Annotated in this window: 16 protein-coding genes; 8 read left to right on the forward strand and 8 right to left on the reverse strand. The window is 68.0% G+C overall.

Features of this window, described 5'->3' with window-relative positions:
* Window positions 1-1,219: amidohydrolase family protein (locus ACE5CZ_RS06810; protein WP_374946577.1), on the forward strand; the 1,219-nt coding region annotated here is incomplete at its 5' end.
* Here ACE5CZ_RS06810 and ACE5CZ_RS06815 read toward each other — a convergent pair.
* From ACE5CZ_RS06815 to ACE5CZ_RS06840, 6 genes are all read right to left on the reverse strand, one after another.
* Window positions 1,188-1,976 carry a creatininase family protein gene (locus ACE5CZ_RS06815; RefSeq protein WP_374946578.1) on the reverse strand — a complete coding sequence of 263 codons (789 nt, stop codon included), beginning with the start codon at window positions 1,974-1,976 and terminating at the stop codon, window positions 1,188-1,190. The genes ACE5CZ_RS06810 and ACE5CZ_RS06815 overlap by 32 nt on opposite strands.
* Entirely contained in the window at window positions 1,976-2,452 is a 477-nt protein-coding gene (locus ACE5CZ_RS06820) for a cupin domain-containing protein (protein ID WP_374946579.1), read from the reverse strand. The genes ACE5CZ_RS06815 and ACE5CZ_RS06820 overlap by 1 nt, the downstream gene beginning before the upstream one ends.
* Before the next feature lie 44 nt (window positions 2,453-2,496).
* Window positions 2,497-3,261: a cysteine hydrolase family protein gene (locus ACE5CZ_RS06825; protein WP_374946580.1), complete on the reverse strand. Its 765-nt coding sequence runs from the start codon at window positions 3,259-3,261 to the stop codon at window positions 2,497-2,499.
* Window positions 3,258-4,682 carry an amidohydrolase family protein gene (locus ACE5CZ_RS06830; RefSeq protein WP_374946581.1) on the reverse strand — a complete coding sequence of 475 codons (1,425 nt, stop codon included), beginning with the start codon at window positions 4,680-4,682 and terminating at the stop codon, window positions 3,258-3,260. The genes ACE5CZ_RS06825 and ACE5CZ_RS06830 overlap by 4 nt, the downstream gene beginning before the upstream one ends.
* Before the next feature lie 2 nt (window positions 4,683-4,684).
* On the reverse strand, window positions 4,685-5,863 hold the full coding sequence (locus ACE5CZ_RS06835) for an ABC transporter substrate-binding protein (RefSeq protein WP_374946582.1): 1,179 nt from the start codon (window positions 5,861-5,863) through the stop codon (window positions 4,685-4,687).
* Between the two features lie 182 nt (window positions 5,864-6,045).
* The gene (locus ACE5CZ_RS06840; protein ID WP_374946583.1) at window positions 6,046-7,002 is read right to left on the reverse strand and encodes a PDR/VanB family oxidoreductase; all 957 of its coding nucleotides are present in this window, start codon (window positions 7,000-7,002) and stop codon (window positions 6,046-6,048) included.
* A gap of 192 nt (window positions 7,003-7,194) precedes the next feature.
* Here ACE5CZ_RS06840 and ACE5CZ_RS06845 point away from each other — a divergent pair, with 192 nt between their 5' ends.
* From ACE5CZ_RS06845 to ACE5CZ_RS06870, 6 genes are read left to right on the forward strand one after another with little or no spacing between them, the layout of a single operon-like run.
* Window positions 7,195-8,460 carry an amidohydrolase family protein gene (locus ACE5CZ_RS06845; RefSeq protein ID WP_374946584.1) on the forward strand — a complete coding sequence of 422 codons (1,266 nt, stop codon included), beginning with the start codon at window positions 7,195-7,197 and terminating at the stop codon, window positions 8,458-8,460.
* Window positions 8,461-8,492: 32 nt separating this feature from the next.
* The gene (locus tag ACE5CZ_RS06850; protein WP_374946585.1) at window positions 8,493-9,239 is read left to right on the forward strand and encodes an ABC transporter ATP-binding protein; all 747 of its coding nucleotides are present in this window, start codon (window positions 8,493-8,495) and stop codon (window positions 9,237-9,239) included.
* A complete protein-coding gene (locus ACE5CZ_RS06855; RefSeq protein WP_374946586.1) occupies window positions 9,236-10,105 on the forward strand; it encodes an ABC transporter permease in 870 nt (289 codons plus the stop codon). Before ACE5CZ_RS06850 ends, ACE5CZ_RS06855 begins: the two co-directional genes overlap by 4 nt.
* A gap of 17 nt (window positions 10,106-10,122) precedes the next feature.
* The gene (locus ACE5CZ_RS06860) at window positions 10,123-11,442 is read left to right on the forward strand and encodes an FAD-binding oxidoreductase (protein ID WP_374946587.1); all 1,320 of its coding nucleotides are present in this window, start codon (window positions 10,123-10,125) and stop codon (window positions 11,440-11,442) included.
* Window positions 11,439-12,275: a creatininase family protein gene (locus ACE5CZ_RS06865; protein WP_374946588.1), complete on the forward strand. Its 837-nt coding sequence runs from the start codon at window positions 11,439-11,441 to the stop codon at window positions 12,273-12,275. Before ACE5CZ_RS06860 ends, ACE5CZ_RS06865 begins: the two co-directional genes overlap by 4 nt.
* Complete coding sequence (locus tag ACE5CZ_RS06870; RefSeq protein WP_374946589.1) at window positions 12,272-12,868, forward strand: pyridoxamine 5'-phosphate oxidase family protein; 597 nt, start codon at window positions 12,272-12,274, stop codon at window positions 12,866-12,868. Before ACE5CZ_RS06865 ends, ACE5CZ_RS06870 begins: the two co-directional genes overlap by 4 nt.
* 84 nt (window positions 12,869-12,952) lie before the next feature.
* Here the strand turns inward: ACE5CZ_RS06870 and ACE5CZ_RS06875 are convergent, their stop codons facing one another.
* Together ACE5CZ_RS06875 and ACE5CZ_RS06880 are read right to left on the reverse strand one after the other, a co-directional pair.
* The gene (locus ACE5CZ_RS06875; RefSeq protein ID WP_374946590.1) at window positions 12,953-13,903 is read right to left on the reverse strand and encodes a hypothetical protein; all 951 of its coding nucleotides are present in this window, start codon (window positions 13,901-13,903) and stop codon (window positions 12,953-12,955) included.
* A 207-nt stretch (window positions 13,904-14,110) separates the two neighbouring features.
* Window positions 14,111-15,154 (reverse strand): methylenetetrahydrofolate reductase, encoded by a 1,044-nt coding sequence (locus tag ACE5CZ_RS06880; protein WP_374946591.1) that lies wholly within the window; start codon window positions 15,152-15,154, stop codon window positions 14,111-14,113.
* 176 nt (window positions 15,155-15,330) lie between these two features.
* On the opposite strand from ACE5CZ_RS06880, the gene ACE5CZ_RS06885 reads away from it, so the two are divergent.
* The coding region (locus ACE5CZ_RS06885; RefSeq protein WP_374946592.1) for an amidohydrolase family protein at window positions 15,331-16,037 on the forward strand (707 nt) is incomplete at its 3' end.

Below are 16,037 nucleotides of genomic sequence, written 5' to 3' on the forward strand. Positions count from 1 at the left end.
CGTCGCGGCGACCGTCGAGAGCGACGAGATCGAGGTGCTGGATGCATCCGGTTGCGTGGTGACGCCGGGTCTCGTGAACGCGCACCACCACCTGCTGCAGAGTGCGTTCCGCACGCTTGCCGGCACCCGCGGCGTCGCGATGAGCGACTGGCTGCCAACCATGGCCGCGGCGTACGGCCGCGTCGGAATCGACCCCGAGCTCGCGCACACCGCCGCCCTGGTGGGGGTCGCCGAGGGCCTGCTCTCTGGGGTCACGACGGTGGCCGACCACCACCTCACTTGGCCCGAGGGCTGTGATGACGTCGGCATCGCACGGGCCACCGCGTCGGCCGCCTCCGAGCTGGGCGGGCGCCTCGTCTTCGTGCGCGGCTCGGCCCGCGACGACCCGGAGCAGGCATCGTTGTCGGCCGAGGGCCTCGTCGCGGCCCTCGTGCCACGAGGTGTGGGCGGCGTATCGACCGACGGGATGCTGCAGCTCGCCGTCGGGCCGGCCGGGGTGCACAGCGACGGCGAGCTGACGTTCCGGCTGCTCGGCGAGGTGGCCGAGCGGCACGGACTGCGCCGCCGAACCCAGGCGAACGAGCAGGTCGATGTGGCCATCGCGCTCGAGAGGTACGGTCGGCGGCCCATCGACCTTCTCGACGAGTGGGGCTGGCTCGCCCCCGACGTCACGATCGCGCATCTCTGCGCCGTGACGCCCGACGAGATCGCGCGGCTCGCATCCGCCGGCGTCACGGCCACGCATGCGCCCGGCTGCGACCTGCCGATGGGTTGGGGAATCGCGCCCGTTGCCGCACTGCGCGCCGCAGGCATCGCTGTGGGCCTCGGCACCAGCGGGGGCGGCAGCAACGATGCCGGCCACCTGCTCGCGGATGCCCGACTCGCGATGCAGGTCGCGCCGCTCGTCGGCCCACCCTTGGCTGCACGCGAGGTGCTCGGCATGGCGACTGCGGGATCGGCTCGCGGACTCGGTCGAAGCGAGCTGGGTCACCTGCGCCACGGCTCCGCCGCAGACCTGTGCGTCTGGGATGTCTCGGGTGTGGCCGACGCCGGGGTCGCCGATCCCCTGGCCGGTTTGCTCTGGGCCAACCCGGGCCGCCGGCCCAAGCACGTGGTCGTAGCAGGACGCGTGGTCGTGCGCGACTACGAGCTCGTCGACCACGACCAGCGCGCGCTGGCCTCGGGCCTCACGTCAGTTCTGGCCACTCGAACCGCTTGATCTCGAGCAAGGCCTCCGACAGGGCGTCGCTCCAGTGCTCGAGCACGCGTGTGCCCAGCTCGACGCTCGCCCGTCGCGGATCTCCGATGACACCGTTGGTCGAGACGTCGTCGGTGAGCCAGGCCGTGGGAACGGCGCCCTCAAGGGTGAGGTGGGTGAAGCCCGAGAACAGGCTGTCGAGAGCCACTCCGTCGGGGGCCGCCACATCGAGGTCGACGAGGGTCTCGTCGATCGCCATCACGACGGAGGTCTCGGACTGCCCGCCGTGGATGCTGAACCCCGCGTCGTCCCAGGCCATGCCCTCGGGCTCGCCGAGATGCATGGCGCTCACCGGAAAGACCTGCAGTCCCGTGGCCGCGCGGATGTCGCGCGCCACCATCTCGAGCAGCTGCGGCTGGCCGCCGTGCGCGTTCACGAAGACGAGTTTGCGAAAGCCCGACGCGGCGACCGACGCACCCACGTCGTGCAGCATGGAGATGAGCGTCGACGCGCTGAGGGTCATCGTGCCGGTGCGGCCCGCGTGCTCATTCGACTTGCCGTAGCGCAGCGTCGGCAGGATCCACACGTTCGCGTCGTCGGGCAGGCCGGCGACCGCGCGAGCCGCGACCGTCTCGGCCACCAGCGCGTCTGTGTCGAGCGGCAGGTGCGGTCCGTGCTGCTCGAAGGCGCCGATGGGCTGGATGACGACGGCATCGGTCATGTCGATCGCCGCGACCCGAGTGGTCGACAGGCGGGCGAGAAGGGGCGTATGCGGCATCAGGCGGGGCCGGCGAGCGCGCGGAGACTCGCGAAGAGAACGGCCTTGTCGGAGTCCTCGAACTCCACCTCTCCGCCGCTCTTCACGAGGTGCTCGAACCCGGTCGTCGCGCCGAGCTCCTGCGATCCCAGGTCGTTCGCCATGATCGTGACCGCGTAGAGACGCTCGGTGTCAGAGGTGTTCTTGATGTGGTGCACCGAGCCGCTGGGCAGGATGAGCACGTCGCCCGCAGCGACCTTCACGGAGTGCTCGTCACTGAACGCCTCGCCCTCGCCCTCGAGGAAGACGAAGATCTCGACGGAGTCGGGGTGCGAGTTGTCGGGCTGCACCCCCGACGGGTCCCAGATCTCGAAGAAGACGCTCGAGGGCGAATCGTCGTCGGGGCCGGCGAGCGGCACGAGGCGCACCGTGTCGCCCGGGGTGATGCGGTGGGCCTTGAGCTCGCTGAGGTGCTTGAGGATGGGTGCGGCGGCCATGGGTTCTCCTGTGCTGGGTGGGTGGATCGGTACGGGGTTCGAGGTCAGGCGCGCGGCAGCGCGTTGAAAAGCTCATCCGGCGTGGTGGTGAAGCCGAAGCACTGGCGCACGTTGTAGACGGTGGCGGCCAGGCAGAAGTCGGGTGATGTCGTGGCGCTGACCTCTTCGACCATGACGCAGTCGTAGCCGGCGCAGGCCGCATCGGTGAGTGTGGCGAGCACGCACTGGTCGGCGTTGACTCCGGCGAAGAGCAGCGAGTCGATGCCGAGAAAGCGGAGGATGCTGTCGAGCGGGGTGTCCCAGAATCCGCTCATCCTGAATTTGTCGACGTGGATGTCGGTGAGTGCGACGTCGAGGCCGTCGACGATGGCGGCTCCCCAGCTGCCCGCCGTGAGCACGGCCTCCCCTTTCGACGTGGGGTCGCCGATGCCACCGCCCGAGCCGTCCGAGTCGTACACGTGCAGCACGTTGGCCGGCAGGTTGAGCCGGTCGGGGCGGTTGCCCCAGTTCAGCCAGATCACCGGTACTCCTGCGGTGCGGAGCGCCGGCAGCAGTGCGTTGAGGGGGTCGATGGCCGCGCGCGCGGGCGACACGTCGACTCCGATGCCGTTGAGCCAGCCGCCCTCGGCGCAGAAGTCGTTCTGCATGTCGACCACGATGATCGCCGTGCGGTCGAGGTCGATCGAGAGCGGTTGCGGAACGGCGTCGATCTCGACCGGCCGGGGGGTGCGACTCGCGCGCGCGAGGTCGACGCGACCGCCCGAGACGGGCCAGGCGTGGGGCGCGAATGCCGCGGTCGAGCCGCTCATGCGGAGACTCCGACGAGGGGCTCGCCCGCGTGGACCGCGCCGGCGAGCGGAGCACCCCTCGTGATCTCGGGGAGGATGCGATGGATCTGCCTGCTCGCCTCCGAGGCGAGCGGGTCGACGGCGTCGCCGCCGACGGAGCGCAGCTCTCCCCCGACGTAGACTTTCTTCAGGTTGCGCAGCCCGCAGGCCAGAACGTAACTCGACACGGGCTCCCACAGCGGACCGATGTCGGGCGAGCGGGGATCGACGATGACGAAATCGGCGAACTTGCCGGGCTCGAGCGAACCGACCCTGTCGTCGATGCCGAGGATCTCGGCCGAGCCGAGCGTATGCATCCGCAGCATGTCGGCCGTCGAGAGCGTCGTAGGGTCGCCGGTCGTGGCGCGCACCGCGTACATGCCCATGCGCATGTTCTGCCACGGGTCAGAGATGTCTGTGCAGGCCTGGTCGTCGAGGCCCATGCCGACCCGGATGCCGAGGGCCCGGATCTCGGGAATGGCCGCGACTCCTGACGCGAGCCGTCCGTTAGCGTTGGGTTGCCACGACATGTTCGCCCCGCCCGCGGCGGTACGGCGCAGGATGTCGGGCGTGGTCTGGATGAAGTGGCCGAAGATGAAGTCGGGGCCGAAGGCGCTGGCCGCCTCGTAACGGTCGAACTTCTCGCGCTGCAGCTCGACCGCCTCGCGAGTCTCCAGCAGGTGCGCCTGGTTGATGAGCCCGAAGCGGCGCATCGCCTCGACCTCGATCTTGGCGCAGTCGGTATTGGGCGACCACTGGCCCGCCCCCGAGATCGCTGCTCGCAGCATGAATCGGCGATCGAGCGATTCGCAGTGCCGCACGATCTCGCCGAGCCGCTCGAGCACCTCCTCGCGTGTACCGACGGTGTCGTCGATCAGCACGGAGTTGACGAAACGGATGCCGCTGTCGAGTTTCGCGTCGGCCTGCCGGGTAAGGTACTCGACCGCGCGCAACTCCTGCGGTCCGCCCTCGATACGCCTGCCGTCGACGAGCGGCTCCCAGGGAAGCCGCCCGTCGGTGAAGTCGAACGCTGTCGTCACCCCGTTGTTCAGCATGTCGAAGGCGCCGTGCAGGGTGCACCAGTAGATCTCGTCCGGAGTTGCCGCTCCTGTCACGGCGAACATCGCCGTGCACCAGCCGTAGAGGGTCTCGTTCACCGCGAGCCCTCGGGAGCCGCTCGTGAAGAGGTGGCTGTGGGACGAGACGAATCCCGGCGCCACGAATGCGCCAGCCACGTCGATGACCTCGATATCGTCGCCGACCCGGTGAGGGATGCCCTCCCCGAGCGACGAGATGATGCCGTCCTCCACGAGCATCCAGCCGTCCCGGATGACCTCCGGGGCGCCGTTCGCCACGGGCAGGAGCGTTGCACCCGTGATCAGGATGCCGCGTGGATTCGACATGCTTACTCGGTGAAGCCGATGGAGTCGTCGACGAACTCGTTCGTCGCGATGTCGTCGGCGGTCAGACCCTCGGTCGGTGCACTGCCGATTCCCTCGTAGATGGGAGTCGCGAGCTCGACGAACGACTGCAGGCGGTCCATGTCGAAGTTGCCCACGATGTCGTCGGAGCCGTTGCCGACCAGTTTGAGCTTTTTCTGCGTCTCGACGGAGTAATCGGCGACGCCTTGGCTGTAGACCCAGCCCGTGTCGTACTGGTCGACCAGGTCGAGGATCAGGCCGTTCGCTGTCGTCGGGTCGCTGTAGTAGTCGACGTCGGCCTGCTGCATCACCGGAACGAGTGCTTTGAGGCACGGGGCCAGGTCTTCCATGTCGTCGGTGCGCGCCGAGACGACCACCGGGTAGATCTCCCAGCCGGCGTCGTTGATGAGCTGGTACTCGACCGGCTTCATCCAGGCCTCGACCTCGTTCTCGTAGATGTACGGCTCGGCACTGGCGTAGCCCTGCTGGGCGTCCTTGCCGGAGGCCGCGACGAAGTTCGCCGGGGTTCCGTCGTAGCCGCCGTCGGTCTGCGATTCCTTCAGCAGGCCGCTGCCGATGAGGTACTCCATGTAGGCCGATCCGCCGAAGTAGCGCACGAAGGCGTCGGTCTTGCCCAGGTCTTCGATGGTCTCGACGTCGGGGTAGGTGGCCGGGTCCCACATGATCATCGTGGGCGTCTTGTCGAGCGGAGCGAACACGCCCACGGTCGGCTGAGCGACCGAGTTCTGCACGGCTTCGTCGCTGTAGACGTAGCCCAAAGTGATGGTGTCGTCGGTGTACATCTGGGCGGGAACGCTCTGGAATCCGATCGCCGGTCCACCCGCGCGCACCTCGAGGGCGACGCCGGTGTACTCGCCACCGGCCATAAGCGGCCCGGCGACGGTCTTGGCGTCGGTGTCGACGGTGACCGTCGACGGGTCGAGCATCTCGTAGAGGCTGCCGTGCTCGGACTCGGGGTTCCAGTCGGTCTGGACGGAGATGGTGGCGGGGCAACCGGCGGCCTTGAGGTCGACGGAACCGATCTCCGGGCTGCTCGAAGAGGTCGCCTCAGGGGTAGATCCGCCGCTGCAGGCGGTGAGTCCGATGGCTGCTGTTCCGATGAGGCCGAAGACCAGAACGGCCTTCGAGTGGCGTGACTTCATAGTGTGCTCCCGGTGCGGGTCGTATGCGTGTGTGGGGGGCGTCAGGACTGGTCAGGCCATCCGACTCTCGCCACGGTAGGCCATCGAATTAGCCGACACTCGTCGATGAAGTCAAAAATAACGAGCCTGAAACGCCCCGGAAATATCAGTCGATCCGGCCTGCGGAATACGAGCCCGCGACCCTAGAGCTCGAGCACGAGCCGCGGGCAGGCGGCCCGGGACACGCAGATCATCATGACCTCGTTGTCCTCCTGCTCATCGAGTGTGAGCACCGAATCCCGGTGGTCGACCTCGCCGGAGACCACCGGCGTCTCGCAGGTTCCGCAGGTTCCCTCGCGGCACGACGAGAGCACCAGCACGCCCGCTTCTTCGACCACGTCGAGGATCGACCGGTCGGGCGGCACGGTCAGCATCTCGCCGGACAACGCGAGCTCCACTTCGAACGAGTCGTCGAGCAGTGGCGCCCCCGCATCACGGGCCTCGAACCGTTCGAGGTGCAGGCTGCCATGCGGCAGGTCGACGGATGCGTCTTCGACGGCGGCGAGAAGACGTGCCGGCCCGCAGCAGTAGACGAGCGTGTCGTCATCCGCCTCCGCGACGAGCGAGGCGACCTCCATTCGGGCGTCGACGTCGGCCGTGTAGGATCGCACCCGATCGCCGAACTCCCTCTCGAGCTCATCAAGAAACGCCATCGTGCGCCTCGTGCGGCCCGCGTAGGCAAGCGCCCAGGTCGCTCCCGTCGCTTCCGCCGCACGGATCATGGGCACGATGGGAGTGATGCCGATTCCGCCTGCGATGAAGAGGTAGCGCCGTGCGGGCACCAGCTCGAAATGGTTCAGGGGACCCCGCAATCGGATGGGGCTGCCCACGGCCAGCTCGCTGTGCATCGCGAGGGAGCCGCCCCGGCCGCCTTCCTCGCGAAGCACACCGATGCGGTAGGAGCGTCTGTCGGCCGGGTCGCCGCACAGCGAATACTGCCGTTCGAGGCCGTCGCGCACGACCACGTCGAGATGGGCGCCGGGAGTCCAGCCCGGCAACTCGGATCCGTCGGCGGCCCGGAACTCGATGGCCTTGACGCCGTCGGCCACATCGTCGAGCCGACTCACGACAGCGGCGATCTCGGGGAGGTGGAATGACATGGATGTCGAGGCTTTCGGTGGGGAGAAGCGGGGTCGTTCACTGCGACAGTACCCCTCGCACGGGCGAACTCGGGGCACGATCCTCGCGGCGTCACGGGAGGAAACCTCGGCGTTACGTGGCCGAAATATCCACTGCATAGAGTGATTCCGTCACCGGCCAGCGGGCCCCAGAAGTTCATCGGAGGGCACACAATGAGCGCAGTGCCACGAGCGATCTCCCTCCTCCGCTCCGCGACCCTCTCAGACGGTTCGGTTGTCGATGTCGAGATCATGGGCGACACCGTGACGGCGGTGCGCCCGGCCGGCGGCACACCGAGCGCCGCCGCATCCGAGACCATCGATCTGACCGGTTTCGTGCTGCTCTCCGCACCGGCCGAACCCCATGCACACCTCGACAAGGCGCTCTCCTGGAACCTGATCGACCCGCCCATGGGCGACCTCGGCCTGGCCATCCAGTCGTGGAAGGACTACTCGGCCACGATGAGCGTCGAGTCCATCGTCGACCGGGCACGCCGGGCCGCGCTCCTGCTGCTGCAGAACGGAACGACCGCGGTGCGCTGCCACGTCGACGTGCTCTCGGGCGATTCGCCGCTACGCGGTGTCCAGGCCCTCGTGCAGGTTCGCGACGAGCTCAGCGAGTTGATGCACATCGAGCTCGCTGCCCTCGCGGGGCCGACCATTCCCACCGCCGATGTGGAGGCCGCCCTCGACCTCGGAGTCGACCTCGTGGGCGGCGCCCCGCACCTCGCCGACGACCAGAGCGTCGATCTCCAGCGCCTTCTCGCCATCGCGGCGGCTCGGGGCGTCGGCGTCGACATCCACACCGACGAGAGTCTCACGGGCGACCACACGCTGGCCGAGCTCGCCCGCACCGTGCGCCACTGGCCGAAATCCATGCCCGTCACCGCCGGTCACTGCGTGCGCCTCGGCACTCTCGAACACGGCGAACTCGACGACGTCATCGACGAGGTGCTCGCCAGTGACATCGGAATCGTGACTCTGCCGATCACCAATCTGTACCTGCAGGGCTGGCAGCATCCGGTATCGACGCCGCGCGGCCTCACGGCCGTCCGCCGGCTTCTGGATGCCGGGGTGCGGCTGGGTGCGGGCGCCGACAACGTGCGCGACCCGTTCAACCCCGTCGGCCGCAGCGACGCCCTCGAGACCGCCTCCCTGCTCGTCACCGCCGGCCACCTGACTCTGGCCGAGGCGTACGCCGCCGTCAGCGATGGCGCACGCTCGGTGATGAACCTCGAACCCGCCGGCGCCCTCGTCGGGGCGAAAGCCGAACTGCTCGCCGTTCGCGGCGGCAATCTCGCGGATGTGGTGGCCAACGCGCCCGCCGACCGGTACGTGATCCACGCGGGACGCCTCGTCGCCTTCAGCGAGGTCACGCACCACACACCCCTACCGACTCGAACCGCCGAGCCGACCGAACTCCTTCTCGAAAAGAGGTGATGAGCCCGATGACGCTGACGACGGATCTCCCCGTGTCTATAACGACAACCGAGCTTCTCAATTTCTCCGACGTCGCCATGACGTTTCCCAACGGCACGACCGCACTCTCCGGAGTCGACCTCACGGTCAGGAAGGGCGAGTTCGTCACCGTCGTCGGTCCGTCCGGATGCGGCAAGTCCACGCTCCTGCGTATCGCGTCCGGGCTCACCCCGGCGACGGCCGGCGAGATGCACGTCGCCACGAAGCGCATCGGCTACGTGTTCCAGGACGCGACCCTGTTGCCGTGGCGCACGGTGCAGGCGAACGTCGAACTGCTGGCCGAGCTCAACGGCATCTCCAAGAAGACGCGCATCGCCAAGGCGACAGAGGCGATCGAGCTCGTCGGACTGAAAGGCTTCGAGAGGCACCTGCCGAAGACGCTCTCGGGCGGCATGCGCATGCGCGCATCCCTCGCCCGTTCGTTGACACTCGACCCCGAACTGTTCCTCTTCGACGAGCCGTTCGGCGCCCTCGACGAGATCACGCGCGAGCGCCTCAACGACGAACTGATCAAGCTCTTCACCGAGCAGCAGTTCGCCGGGCTCTTCATCACGCACAGCGTCTCCGAGGCGGTGTACCTGTCGACGCGAGTCATCGTGATGTCGGGCCGACCGGGAAAGATCGTAGAGACCTTCGACGTTCCCTTCGCCTACCCGCGCGACCCGGAGATCCGCTTCACCCCCGAGTTCGCCGAACTTGCCGGCGAGGTCTCGCACGCGCTCCGAGAGGGACACTCATGACCACCACCGCTCCCCCGACCGGGCCCGTGACCACCAACCCGACGATCAGGACGATCTCCCGGGCCTCCGAGATGCCCACTCGGCGAGGTGCGCGACTGCCCTCATGGGTGCCGCCCGTGCTGGTCTTCATCGTCATCGTGGTCCTGTGGTACTTCGTCAGCTATGTGGTCATCGACCCGAAGCAGTCGTTCCTGGTGCCGCCGCCGCACAAGATCTTCACCGACGCGTTCTTCGACCCGAAGACCCTCGGGGACATCATGGAGGCCCTGACCCGCTCGGCCGGCGTCGCCCTGACCGGGCTCGCGATCGCCATCGCGATTGGATTCGTGTGGGCCGTCGCGATGAGCCAGGCGCGCTGGATCGAGCGCTCGCTCTTCCCCTATGCCGTCATCCTCCAGTGCATCCCGATCCTCGCCCTTGTTCCCCTCATCGGGTTCTGGTTCGGCTTCGACTTCCCCGCGCGGGTCATCGTCTGCATCCTGATCGCGCTCTTTCCGATCGTCTCGAACACGCTGTTCGGGCTGCAGTCGGTCGACAAGGGTCAGCGCGAGCTGTTCCAGCTGCAGAAGGCCAATCGCTGGACCGTGTTGACGAAGCTCGAGTTCCCCGCCGCGCTCCCGGCGATCTTCGCGGGCATGCGCATCTCCGCCGGGCTCGCCGTCGTGGGAGCCATCGTCGGCGACTTCTTCTTCCGCCGGGGAGAACCCGGACTCGGTGCACTCATCAGCAACTACCAGTCGCGGGTCCAGGGGCCCGAGCTCTTCGCCGCCATCATCACGGCGGCGCTCTTCGGAGTCGTGGTATTCCTTGTCTTCGGCTGGCTGGGCAAGCTCGCCGTCGGCAAGTGGTACGACTACAGCAGATAACCAAAAGGACCCCCACCATGACCGACCTGCCCGAGAGCATCACCTCCCTCGCCGCCGAACTCTCCGTCATCCTGGGCGAGCGAGGCGTGACGACAGAACTGCGGGCGCGCGAGAAGGCCTCGGCCGACGGCTCGTACCTGTCGCCGATCATCACCGAGCAGCTTCCACTCGGACTGGCCGACATCGTCGCCTTCCCGACGACGGCCGAGCAACTGGCGCAGGTGGTCGCGGCGGCCGTTCGCCACGGAGTGGGCATCACGCCGCGCGGCAAGGGAACGGGCAACTACGGCCAGGCCATCCCGATCAAGAACGGACTCGTGCTCGACCTATCGAAGCTGCGCGGCGTCGTCGAGGTCGGCAACGGTTTCCTCACCGCGCTCGCCGGCACGCCGATCGTCACGATAGAGCAGGCGGCCCGCGAGTCGGGCCAGCAGATTCTCATGTACCCGTCGACCGCCCAGTCTTCGATCGGCGGCTTCCTCTCGGGGGGTTCCGGCGGAACGGGGTCGATCGCCCACGGCTCCAACCACGAGGGCTTCGTGCTGGGCCTCGACGTCGTGCACGCGACGGCGGATGCGCAGCTCGTGCATGTCGACGGCGATGAGGCGCAGCCGTACGTGCACACCTACGGCACCGCGGGAATCATCGCCCGGGCCACGATCGCCCTCGAACCCCTGCAGAACTGGCGCGGACTGTTCGCCAGCTTCGACACGTTCTCCGAGGCCATCTCCGTGCTCCGCGAGATCGGACGGCTCGAACCGACGCCCCGACTCGTCTCGGCCGACCTCCCCGTTCTGGCGAACGCCCTGCCGGCCGATCCGGGCATCCCGAAAGACCGGGCGAGCCTGCGTGCGATTCTCGACATCGCGGCGGTTCCCGCCGCCACAGCCCTGATCGAGGCGGCGGGAGGCCGCGTCGAGGAGGTTCGCGACGGCGCCCAGACTGCGATGAAGCTCAGCATGATCTCGTACAACCATCCGATCGAGTGGCTGCAGAGGAGCGACCCGGGAAAGTACTTTCACATCGAGGTCGCCGGTGACGCACTCGTCGACCGCATCGACGAGGTGCACGCCGTCTATCCTGGCGGAATGCTGCACATCGAGGCGCAGAAGAACCGGCCGATCGGCATGCTCGCCGGCATCTACGAGAGTGCCGAGAAGGTCTACGAGGGCTTCGACAAGCTCGCGGCGATCGGCGTCGGCGTGCACAACCCGCACGTCTGGTTCGTCGACCACGAGGTCGAGCGCACGCGCGCCCTCGCCGAGACGACAGATCCACACGGTCTCTTGAACCCGGGCAAATTGCAGGGCAAGGTCGCAGTCGGGGTCGACGCGTGAGCGACGCGCACGCCGAACACGCGGCGGTCACCGATCGAGGCACGCGCAGACTCGTCGAGCTGTCTGGGCCCGCTGCGACCGCGGCACTCGACGCCGACTCGGTGATTGTGATTCCGACAGGCGCGATCGAGCACCACGGATCGCACCTTCCCCTGATGACCGACTACCTGCTGGCGGATGCGATCGCGAACGCCGCCGTCGACCGCGCAGCCTCGCAGGGGGTCGATGCATGGATTCTGCCGACCCTCGCGTACACCAAGAGCGACGAGCACCACTGGGCATCCGGAACCGTGTGGCTCACGTGGGAGACGATGATGAACACCGTGGTCGACCTCGGCAACTCGATCGCGGCCACGCCCGCCAACAGGGTGGCGTTCTTCAACGGCCACGGCGGCAACCTCGCCCTGCTGCAGGTCGCCTGTCGCGAGCTGCGGCGACGCTTCGGGCTGCAGACGTTCCTGCTCGGGCCGATCGTGCCTCCCATGGCCGACGGCGCGGGCGACGGGCCCGACGAGCTGGGCCTCGGCATCCACGGCGGCCACAGCGAGACGTCGCTCATCATGCACATCCGGCCCGACCTCGTCGACCTGTCGTTGGCGCAGCGCGGCGTGCCCGAGCACCTCGCCGACTACGAGCACATCGGTTTCACAAAAACCGTGTCGTTCGGGTGGCTGTCGAACGACTTCGGCACCGACGGCGTGCTCGGCGACCCGACGGCGGCCAACGCGGCGTACGGCGCTGAGCTGTTCGAACACTCCGTGGCGCAGGCCGCGGCCGCGTTCGCCGAGATCACGCGGTTCGATCCCACCGGTGCGTCTTCGACGTCGTCATGAGCGGCCTTCCGCCCGCCGTGATTCCGGCGGATGCGTTCGCCGTGCTGACCGAGTGGCTGCCGGCGAACGACGACCACGCCCGCCCGTTGATCGCGCTGGCCACCGTCGATCCCGATGGGCGACCTGATTCGCGCGGCATGCTGCTCAGCGAGTTCGATGAGAGCGGCTTCTTCGTACATACGGATTCGCGCTCCCGCAAGGTCGCGGATATCGCGGCTCATCCAGAGGTGGCGTTCTCCATCGCGTGGCCAGCCGAGCTTCGCCAATTGACGGTGCAGGGCGTTGCCAGGCGCGCATCGGGCGCAGAAGAGAGCGTCGCGTTCGGCCGGCGTTCCCGATACCTGCAGCTGCTCGCGTGGCTCAACTCCCCCGAGTTCGCGCTGCACCCGGCCGCGGAACGAGAGGAGGCGTGGGCCGAGTTCGATGCCGCGCACCCCGACGGCACTCTGACCCCGCCCGACACCTGGCTCGGCCTTGTGATCGAGCCGACCCGTCTCGCCTTCTGGCACGGAACCCCGCTCACCGCGAGCCTCCGCACCGAATACCGCCGTGCAGCCGACGGCACCTGGAGCACCGCGACCCTCCCCGGCTGACCTGGTGCCTGGCTCACGCGTTTGTGCCCGAACACCGCCATTCCGACGAGTGTCCGGCCGACAAATGAAGGTATTCGGGCACACTCACCTCCGCGTCAGGATCGGCAGTCCGCCCGCGAGCAGGAACGGCTTGAGCTTGCGAGGGTTCATCCCGATGTCCCAGTCCCAGCGCGAGAAGCCCGGGCCCAGGGCGCGCACCCGATCCTCACGAACCTTCTCGTCGAAAAGAATCTGCTTCAGCGATTTTCCGCGCGCCATCTCGTCGTCGAAGTACTTGGCGCGTCCGTCGGCCTCGCCCACACGATTGAACGCGCCCCAGAAGAAGTCGCTGTAGCCGATGAGTCCTCGGTAGTCGCGCCACTCTACCTGCAGTTCTGGAGGTGGGAACCCCAGCAGGTGCATGTTGACACGGCTGCCCGACTCGAGGGGGCTTTCCGCCAGATGACTAGCGAAATCGAGTACGCGGCGAGACCGGACATGGCCGCGGAACGGCACTCGGTTCTGCCAGACCTCGCCCAGCTCGGACTTCTCGATGCGCGCCTCGCGCTTGTGACACAGTGCGAAGTCCGCGGCGGTGACGGCCGACATGAATGTCGCATCAACGGCGAGGTCGAGCACTGTTCGGGCTACTGAAGTCACGATCATCCCGTCGATGAGCACGACGTCATCCGCATCCACCCCGATCGCATGACGCACGATCTCGCCGCGCGAGCGAACCGACGACGTGCAATCGATGATGACGTGAAGTCGCGCGGGCCACGCGCCGATCAGTGGCATGCCGTGGATGGCCGCCGCGGTCCAGTGAGAGAAAACGGGTGCCGACTTCCATCGTTCGGATGCTGCCCGTGCACGCTGAACTGTGCGCTGAATCTCGTTCAAGGCGTCCCAGTGCTGGCGTGACATGTAGCTTCCGGGCGCGATGCGCGCGAGTTCGCTGCGACGCACTGCCCTCGTCAGCGCGTTGGGGTTGTTCCCTGTTCGCGCCAGGTCGCGGGCGAACACGAGCGGTGAACCCGGTGGGGCTGAAGAATCCATGCGCCCAGCCAAGTCGACGCGAGGAAGGTCAGCACCGCATTCGACGCATCTGTGCGCCGACCGACCTCACACGACCCTGGGGAGGACTGGCTGATGCTCGATGCGCCTCAGCTTGTGTGCCCGAACACCGCCATTCGGGCAGCCTCCGTGCCAACTAAAGGAGGTATTCGGGCACAAACGCAGGCTCACACCGGCCCGCGACCCCGGTCAGAGGGCCAGGCGCTGCGCCGTCTCCGCCAGAACGATCGCAAACTCCGCCTCACGGCCGAGTCCGGCGCCGCCCGAGAGGTTCACGCCGGCAACGCCCTCGATCTCCAGCAGCTCGAGGCTCAGCTCGACGGCAGCCCGGATGCCCTCCTCCCTCGGATCCGCGGCGGAGAGGATGCGCTCGAGGTAGCCCTCCGGCAGCACCAGCGTGGTGAACGACTGCAGCAGCCGCGCGCTCGCCCGATCCGTCACCATCGGCACGCATGGGATGAAGCGGGCCGTGACGCCGAGGTCGTGCGACTCGCGCACGAACCGGCCCACGGCATCCAGGCCCCCGCAGTGGTTCACGAAGCACACGTCGGCGCCCGCACGCGTCTTCTCGAGCAGCCGCGCGGCGCGCAGGTCGACGGGCGGACTCGTGGGCGACTCCCCCACCGAGACGAGGTGGCCGGCGGCCCGGGCGAGGGCGGCGACCCGCGGTGAGTCGAGGTCGAAGACGGGAGCTGCGTCGGGGCGGGCGCCGAGCAGGGTGTGGTCTCCGGTCACGCAGTGCACCCCGGCGACGCCGACGTGGGCGAGACCTGCGAGTTCGCCCTCGATGGCGACGCGATTGCGGTCGCGGCAGTTGATTCCTGTCCAGACCTGCAGGCCGGCCGCGCGGATCAGCGATGCCCGGTAGCTCGGTGAGAACTGCACCCGCGCCTTGCCGAAGTCCCCGGCGAGCGTCGCGTCGACGGGGCCGGCGAGCAGCGCCGCGCACTCGGCCAGCGACTCCGCATCCGTGGCCCGCGCGGGAAAGTCGACGACGACGATGGGGCGCGTGTTCATCAACGCGATCATGTCTGCGGCCCCGGATGTGCGCGGCACGACCTCGGGGCCGGGCGGCTCGGCGCCGTTCCAGGTCACGAGGGGGTCGCCGAGAAAGACGCAGCGGAAGTCGCCGGCCTCGCAGCTGCCGTCGAAGTCGACGCCGCCGCACGGACCGTACTCCATGTTCTTGGGGCAGCCGGCGTGTGCGGCGCCAGGAGTGAGAAGCGATTCCACGAGGGTCCCTTCGACGCGCGGCACACCGACGATGCTTCAACTGCAGGGGCACGAACGTTTCATCGTAGCTGCGCCGTGTAACGCGGGTGTTTCAGAACCGCCCTCGGCGATGGATGAGCCGTCAGTAGGCTGGATTCGTCGATGCGACCACCGACGAACGAGGAGACCACGACACCATGGCAGAACGCTACGACCTGGTCGTGAGGGCACAGAAGGTGCTGATCGACGGCGAGTTCCGCCCGGCATCCGTTGCCACGGCCGGCGGTGTGATCGTCGCGATCGCCGAGCTGGATGCCCCGTTCGACGCCGCAGAGATCGTCACGCTTCCCGACGACCAGGTTCTCATTCCCGGCGTCGTCGACACTCATGTTCATGTCAATGAACCCGGACGCACCGACTGGGAGGGATTCGCGAGCGCGACCCGCGCGGCCGCGGCCGGGGGCGTGACGACCATCATCGACATGCCGCTGAACAGCATCCCGCCCACCACCACGGTCGAGGCGCTCGAGCTCAAACGTGAGGCGGCCGGCCCGCAGGCCAGCGTCGACGTCGGATTCTGGGGCGGCGCCATCCCCTCGAGCCTCGGATCGCTGAAGGCGGTGCACGACGCCGGCGCGTTCGGGTTCAAGGCCTTTCTCTCGCCCTCGGGCGTCGACGAGTTTCCTCACCTCGAGACCGAGCAGCTCTTCGCCGCGGCCGAAGAGATCTCGCGGTTCGGCGGCCTGCTCATCGTGCACGCCGAAGACCCCGCCGTGCTCGACAGGAGCGAGAGCGACGGCGGCGCTGACTACCTCGACTTCGTGGCGAGCCGCCCCGACCTCGCCGAAGAAGACGCCATCGCCCACGTCATCGAGGCCGTACGCTCCACCGGCGTTCGCGCACA

Source organism: Agreia sp. (assembly GCF_964263775.1).
Taxonomy (GTDB): Bacteria; Actinomycetota; Actinomycetes; order Actinomycetales; family Microbacteriaceae; genus Agreia.

Bases quoted from the DNA above. Each gene is read 5' to 3' on its own strand.
- ACE5CZ_RS06830 (WP_374946581.1), bottom strand. From the start codon at position 4,682: ATGTCGAATCCACGCGGCATCCTGATCACGGGTGCAACGCTCCTGCCC.
- ACE5CZ_RS06840 (WP_374946583.1), bottom strand. From the start codon at position 7,002: ATGTCATTCCACCTCCCCGAGATCGCCGCTGTCGTGAGTCGGCTCGAC.
- ACE5CZ_RS06825 (WP_374946580.1), bottom strand. From the start codon at position 3,261: ATGAGCGGCTCGACCGCGGCATTCGCGCCCCACGCCTGGCCCGTCTCG.
- ACE5CZ_RS06855 (WP_374946586.1), top strand. From the start codon at position 9,236: ATGACCACCACCGCTCCCCCGACCGGGCCCGTGACCACCAACCCGACG.
- ACE5CZ_RS06835 (WP_374946582.1), bottom strand. From the start codon at position 5,863: ATGAAGTCACGCCACTCGAAGGCCGTTCTGGTCTTCGGCCTCATCGGA.
- ACE5CZ_RS06870 (WP_374946589.1), top strand. From the start codon at position 12,272: ATGAGCGGCCTTCCGCCCGCCGTGATTCCGGCGGATGCGTTCGCCGTG.
- ACE5CZ_RS06820 (WP_374946579.1), bottom strand. From the start codon at position 2,452: ATGGCCGCCGCACCCATCCTCAAGCACCTCAGCGAGCTCAAGGCCCAC.
- ACE5CZ_RS06860 (WP_374946587.1), top strand. From the start codon at position 10,123: ATGACCGACCTGCCCGAGAGCATCACCTCCCTCGCCGCCGAACTCTCC.
- ACE5CZ_RS06875 (WP_374946590.1), bottom strand. From the start codon at position 13,903: ATGGATTCTTCAGCCCCACCGGGTTCACCGCTCGTGTTCGCCCGCGAC.
- ACE5CZ_RS06815 (WP_374946578.1), bottom strand. From the start codon at position 1,976: ATGCCGCATACGCCCCTTCTCGCCCGCCTGTCGACCACTCGGGTCGCG.
- ACE5CZ_RS06845 (WP_374946584.1), top strand. From the start codon at position 7,195: ATGAGCGCAGTGCCACGAGCGATCTCCCTCCTCCGCTCCGCGACCCTC.